This window comes from Methanocalculus sp. (assembly GCF_029762515.1).
In the GTDB taxonomy this organism is placed as follows: Archaea; Halobacteriota; Methanomicrobia; order Methanomicrobiales; family Methanocorpusculaceae; genus Methanocalculus.
Genome location: NZ_JARVGN010000131.1, coordinates 1 through 5390, shown reverse-complemented (window position 1 = coordinate 5390; position 5390 = coordinate 1). Strand labels below are relative to the sequence as shown.

The 5390-nt window shown below is 50.4% G+C and carries 9 protein-coding genes; all 9 read right to left on the bottom strand.

Annotation, left to right across the window (positions count from 1 at the left end; translation table 11 throughout):
- The coding region (locus tag QCH34_RS06055; protein ID WP_300331718.1) for an amidohydrolase family protein at nt 1-401 on the bottom strand (401 nt) is incomplete at its 3' end.
- Complete coding sequence (locus QCH34_RS06050) at nt 394-1686, bottom strand: formylmethanofuran dehydrogenase subunit B (RefSeq protein WP_300331715.1); 1293 nt, start codon at nt 1684-1686, stop codon at nt 394-396. The genes QCH34_RS06055 and QCH34_RS06050, both read right to left, overlap by 8 nt.
- The gene (locus QCH34_RS06045; RefSeq protein WP_300331712.1) at nt 1676-2065 is read right to left on the bottom strand and encodes a molybdopterin dinucleotide binding domain-containing protein; all 390 of its coding nucleotides are present in this window, start codon (nt 2063-2065) and stop codon (nt 1676-1678) included. The genes QCH34_RS06050 and QCH34_RS06045 overlap by 11 nt, the downstream gene beginning before the upstream one ends.
- On the bottom strand, nt 2062-2664 hold the full coding sequence (locus QCH34_RS06040) for a 4Fe-4S binding protein (RefSeq protein WP_300331709.1): 603 nt from the start codon (nt 2662-2664) through the stop codon (nt 2062-2064). Before QCH34_RS06040 ends, QCH34_RS06045 begins: the two co-directional genes overlap by 4 nt.
- A 5-nt stretch (nt 2665-2669) precedes the next feature.
- A complete protein-coding gene (locus tag QCH34_RS06035) occupies nt 2670-3755 on the bottom strand; it encodes a nickel-dependent hydrogenase large subunit (RefSeq protein WP_300331706.1) in 1086 nt (361 codons plus the stop codon).
- Nucleotides 3752-4207 (bottom strand): hypothetical protein, encoded by a 456-nt coding sequence (locus QCH34_RS06030; protein WP_300331704.1) that lies wholly within the window; start codon nt 4205-4207, stop codon nt 3752-3754. The genes QCH34_RS06035 and QCH34_RS06030 overlap by 4 nt, the downstream gene beginning before the upstream one ends.
- On the bottom strand, nt 4204-4584 hold the full coding sequence (locus QCH34_RS06025; protein WP_300331701.1) for a DUF1959 family protein: 381 nt from the start codon (nt 4582-4584) through the stop codon (nt 4204-4206). Before QCH34_RS06025 ends, QCH34_RS06030 begins: the two co-directional genes overlap by 4 nt.
- Nucleotides 4581-4829 (bottom strand): hypothetical protein, encoded by a 249-nt coding sequence (locus QCH34_RS06020; RefSeq protein ID WP_300331698.1) that lies wholly within the window; start codon nt 4827-4829, stop codon nt 4581-4583. The genes QCH34_RS06025 and QCH34_RS06020 overlap by 4 nt, the downstream gene beginning before the upstream one ends.
- The coding region (locus tag QCH34_RS06015; RefSeq protein ID WP_300331695.1) for an NADH-quinone oxidoreductase subunit H at nt 4826-5390 on the bottom strand (565 nt) is incomplete at its 5' end. The genes QCH34_RS06020 and QCH34_RS06015, both read right to left, overlap by 4 nt.

Sequence of the window (5390 nt, the reverse complement as noted above, 5' to 3'; positions counted from 1 at the left end):
GTAAACTTGAACTCCTCATGGGTATGGCGGGCTTCAAGCGGGGCCATCGCACCCTCAACGAGTGTGGTATACCCAAGTGCACTGTACCGGTAGCTGTTTCCGTACGTTGTTGGAACACTATAGCCCGAGGTGATATGCATGTGTCCTTTCTTTGCAGTCCGGCCGGCACGCATATCCTCCGGACTCATGTACCTGCCAAAGTTCACTTTTGTCCCTGATGTATGCGTATGTGAGTCGATTCCTCCCGGGAGGGTGAGGAATCCCTGGCAATCGATCACCTCGGCCTTTGGGGATGCATCTTCGACGATCCTGCTCCCGGAGATGGCGATGTCCATCACTTCCCCGTTTATTCCGGATATCGGGTCAATAACATAGGCATTTTTCAGCAGTATCTCAGCCATGTGATCTCATCTCCCGTATACGTGTGACGATTCGCTCAAGAATCTCCTGATCGGTTGGAAACTCGGTTTCAAGTACTTTCTTCATCCTGATCGGAACTCCATCCATCCGGTATGCGGTTCCGGCAGCTTCGATCCCGGTAATTGCAACAGGTATCTGCACCTGGCAGAGAGCGGTTGTTGCATTGACACAAGGATCAATCTGTACTGTTGGTATCGCTGCCATATGTTCAATCGTTGATTTTGGGAAATGTGCACCGGGATCGCTTGCTACAACCAGGCAGGCATCCGGCTCTTTTCTCTCAAGGAGATCGATGACGGTAGTCTCGCCGGGATTATAGAAGGCGATACCCCGTGAGAAATCAACTGCAAACGGATACCCTGCCATCCAGGTGAGGACTTCATTGAATCCATAGACATTGAAGTGGCCACGCATTGCACTGATAGTAAATTTCGTCTTCCTGTTGAGCTCTGATACGAGTTCGATTGCATTTCTGACATTCTTGTATTTGCCACGGCTCATCGTGACCCCGAGTCCAAAGAATACGGCGCCAAATTTTGCTTTCATCATCAGATCAGCGACACGCTGGAGCTGGACTTTTTTCACACCGGCAACAGAATCCGGTATTACATCCCCTCTTCCGCGGACAATTGCACGGAGGGCTGAAAGGACAAGATAATCGCCACCCGGTTTCACCTGGATGAATTCGTCTGCAATCTTTGCCCCCTCGGATCTCCTGATATCAACAACAATGACTTTTCTATCGGTAGCTGTGTTATCGATGAAGTATCCGTCGGCATAGGTTGTGTACCTGCTCATGTGCCTCGGATGTGCTTCAATCGGATTGCATCCCCAGTAGACAACGAGATCGGCACGGTTCTTCACCTGGCCGAGAGTACAGCCGGGGTGTCCCACCTCCTGGATTGCCAGGATGGATGGATTATGGCAGACTGAGGTTGTACTGTCGATAAGTGCCCCTATCTCTTCTGCAAGGTGGACACCAACAACCTGTGCCTCTCCAATCGTTCCACTCCATCCATACAGGAGTGGACGCATTGCGTCTGAGAGGATGCGGGCTGTCTCATCGATTGCCTCTTCATAGGTTACTTCAACCCATTTCCCGTCTCTTCTCATGATTGGGTGTTGTAGCCTGCCTTTTGAGAGGAACTTGGCATTCCCGAGAGTACAGCAGTTTTCAACGCCGGTAATCCTGTTATCCTCTAGCCGGACACTGATATCGTCACAGAGACACCCACAGAACGGGCAGGGAACATCCTTAATGTCCATAGCGAAGCCCTCCAACTATCTCCATCAGATCCCATACGGTGGGCACAGGATCGTCTGTTGGCTCAATTTCAACGGTAATATCCTTATAATCGGGCATCCCGGTTGCATGGGTATAGCCTCCTGTGATCGCATTCGCATATGGACCGAGTGCGATATAGACACAGCCTGTCTGTATATCCTCAGTTGTTTCTGTGGTAAGAACAACAGAACCAAAGTCGCTTGTAACATGTACCCGGTCACCTGATTCCAGTCCAAGCTCCATGAGATCGAGTGGGTGAATGTATATCATTGAGGTTGCCCTCTGGTATCCTTTCGAGAGCTTATGTTCGATGAATGAACCCTGGGGGACTGTCCTTCCGGATGAGAGTGCAAATCTCATTCTTCCACTCCCTGGAGCGCTTCAACAACACGGGCAACCCGGATAGCCTGGTTTGAACAACTCTCTTCACAGGTCTTGCATCCTGTGCATTTCTCTTCATGGAGCACCTTGTTCTGGCCGGTGTCCACACGCATGATCACCTCGCCTGAGCTTGATGTTCCGCTGGAACGGAGTGACGGATCGATCTCCCTGTTCACCGGGCATGCAACCGTACAGTTCCCACATCCCATGCACTTAGACTGGTCGATCTCAATATGAAATGTGCCCTTGAGTGTGAGCTCTTCTTCTTTTTTGTATGCCAGTATTCTTCCGCTTGTAAGCACATCTTCAGGACATGCCTCAATACAGAGTCCGCACCTGATACAGTGTCCTTTTGTGATCTCTGGCCGCCAGATTTCCTCCCGCTTTACAACAGTAATTGCATCAGGAGCCGGGCAGATCATCATGCAGGCAAGGCAGTGTGTACATTCCTTGTCTGTTAACTCTGGAAAATCCCGGAAGTACGGGGGAGTCACAAGGGGGGCGGTTTTCGCTGTGAAGAATGTAGTAATCCATTGGGGCCGCAGAAATTCCCTGATATAGTAGATGATCGAGAACACGGAACTTACCTCTCTGTACAGGCGATGCAGGGATCTGAGCTGATGAAGATCGAGGTTATATCAGCTGCCGACTGCGCATCTATCAGCATTGCATGGGAGCAGACCTGGATGTTCGGAATTGATGGTGTCTGGATGGCTATCTCAAGAATCCTGCCATAATCGTCTGTTTTGAGTTCATAGAGGAGTTCTCCTCGCGGGGCTTCACCCCGATAGCTGATCGACCCTGCTTTGATTACGCCTCCTCCACGGATCGGCCCTTCTTTCATGGCGGCAAGTGCCGATCGTATGAGGCCTGTGCTCTGGAATACCTCTTCAAACCTGACCATAATACGGGCATAGTTATCCCCTTCCTGCCTGATGATGGGAGAGAAACCAAGTGCCCTGTATGTGGGGTGAGTTGATCGCTGATCATTGTCGATTCCGCTCGCCCTCGCAGTAGGGCCGACAGCATGCGATTCGATAGCTGCTTCCCTGGTGAGTATGCCGATCTCTTTTGAACGGAGGGCGATGAGTGGCCCTGTCTCAAATATCTTCACGAACCGTGACAGTTCGGCATCTATGTGATCGAGCGCGGATTTGAGTTTTTCTGCATCATCCGTGGATAGATCAGAGCGGACCCCTCCCGGTACAATATATGCGCAGGTAACCCGTGCTCCCGTGATCAGCTCGAGCTGATCCATCACCGTCTCACGGAGGTTTAACAGGTACATTGCCAGGGTTTCATGCTCGATTGTATAGCAGTACGAGTAGTTTGCAAGGAGATGGCTCTGCATCCGGTCGAGTTCGTTTACGATAACTCTCAGGAACGCGGCACGTTCTGTTGGGACAATGCCACTGATATTCTCCACTGCTTCAATGAAGACAAAGTTATGAATCACCGAACAGATCCCACAGACACGTTCTGCAAGGAACATCACTTCCTGCCAGGGCCTTCCCCGCATGATCCGCTCGATCCCTTTCTTCACATAGCCCAGTTCAACCTCGGCTGAAAGGACATATTCGCCCCGTGTTTCGCATTTTATACGGCATGGTTCCTTAAAGCAGGGATGCATCGGGCCAACCGGGAGGGATATGTCTACTGTCTTTTTCATTTCTTCGTCTCCTCGTAATCTTTGAAGATTATTGGTGCCAGCGAGAGGATGGTACTGATGATCTCTGTCGGTCGGGGGGGACAACCCGGGATCTCAGCTGCTATCGGGATATGTTTTGATACCGGCGGATCGACAAGGGTCTCCGGACGGTTGAAGACGCATCCTGATATCGGGCAGTTTCCGATGGCGACTGCGACTTTTGGATGAGGGATCTTATCCCAGAGCGGCTTGAGCTTGTCTTCCCACTGCGGACTGAATGCTCCTGTGATCAGGAGAACATCGGCTTCTCTTGGATTGTTGTGCACATAGATTCCGTACTGTTCGATATCATAGCGGGGAGAGAGGCATGCGAGAATCTCGATATCACAGCCATTACAGGATCCGACATTGACATAGGCAACATGGATTGAGCGTGATCGGACGGCATTTTTGAGACTTTGAAGAAGACTCATGATCGGATCATCTCCAGTAACTCAATCTGTGCCTTGGAAATCGCAACCTCCTGTGTGATACCATTCTGTATCCTCTGAAGGTACTGTTCCCTGACCCGGGCCCCCTCTTCCCTTGACAACAGATGAAAAGCCTGGACAAGGAGAGGGATGCCAAGCAGCCTCTCAGTCTCGTCCCCCGTTTCTCTTGCCGCATCAGAGCGTGCTGGAAGATTCTCAAGAAACATCATATCGGAGCTCTCAATGAGTATCTTTCTGAGCTGCTGGCGTTTTATACCAAGGGTTGCGGCAAGCTCCTGCACGACTGCATCATGGCGTCTGCTCTCGAGGATGATGAGTTTCATCTGCCTGAGATCCTTTTCATAGAGATACCTGTTCATAGAATCCCTCCGGCAACCAGGAGTCCGTATATCGCAAAAACCAGTATGGAACACCAGATTAAGATCATCTCAACCCTCTTCAGCTGTTTTTCATCAGAGATGAAGAGTGTGGAACCAATTCCAAGAAGAATGAGGATTCCGATGATGGCAGCAACAAGTACAGCGCCTGTGGCTGTACCCTGTATCAGAAAAATACAGATATACAGGAGAAGACCTGCAAGAAGGCAGTTACGAATCAGGTTCATGCAAATACCCCCAGATAGATGATATAGATGGCAATAAGTCCGGTTGTGAGTGTCTGAACGGTAACGCTGTCATAGGGTGAGAGCATCGGGGTGGCTGCACAGACAAATGAGAGTGTTATCATCAGGATCAGGATTGCAAGTAGTGTGAGGGGAAGGCCGATTGGCCCGATGAAGACGATCACAAACGTATACAGGAGGACAAACGTCTTCAAACCAAATGCCGCATTCATCAGGCCTCTCCAGACACCGAAGTGCTCTGTCCAGTATCCGCTGACGATCTCTTTTGCCTCAACAATCGAGAAGGGGCCATAGTGGATCTTTGAGAGAATTACCATATAAAGAGCGATTGCTGCCGGAAATGCCACAAAAAGAAGCGGACCGTTGACTGCCTGGTATGCCTCGATATCACGGAGCATAAGCGATCCCGTGATGAGATAGATGAGTGCGACACTTGAGAGAAGGGGAAGTTCAGATGCGGCTGAGACAACTGATCGTATTGCTCCGAATTTGGCATAGGGTGATCCCGAGGCAAGACCGATTCCATGCTCGACGATTTTGTGG

What these genes read in the sequence shown, in the direction of transcription:
- QCH34_RS06050 (WP_300331715.1), bottom strand. Translation starts at nt 1,686, where the DNA reads ATGGACATTAAGGATGTTCCCTGCCCGTTCTGTGGGTGTCTCTGTGAC.
- QCH34_RS06045 (WP_300331712.1), bottom strand. Translation starts at nt 2,065, where the DNA reads ATGAGATTTGCACTCTCATCCGGAAGGACAGTCCCCCAGGGTTCATTC.
- QCH34_RS06035 (WP_300331706.1), bottom strand. Translation starts at nt 3,755, where the DNA reads ATGAAAAAGACAGTAGACATATCCCTCCCGGTTGGCCCGATGCATCCC.
- QCH34_RS06030 (WP_300331704.1), bottom strand. Translation starts at nt 4,207, where the DNA reads ATGAGTCTTCTTCAAAGTCTCAAAAATGCCGTCCGATCACGCTCAATC.
- QCH34_RS06025 (WP_300331701.1), bottom strand. Translation starts at nt 4,584, where the DNA reads ATGAACAGGTATCTCTATGAAAAGGATCTCAGGCAGATGAAACTCATC.
- QCH34_RS06020 (WP_300331698.1), bottom strand. Translation starts at nt 4,829, where the DNA reads ATGAACCTGATTCGTAACTGCCTTCTTGCAGGTCTTCTCCTGTATATC.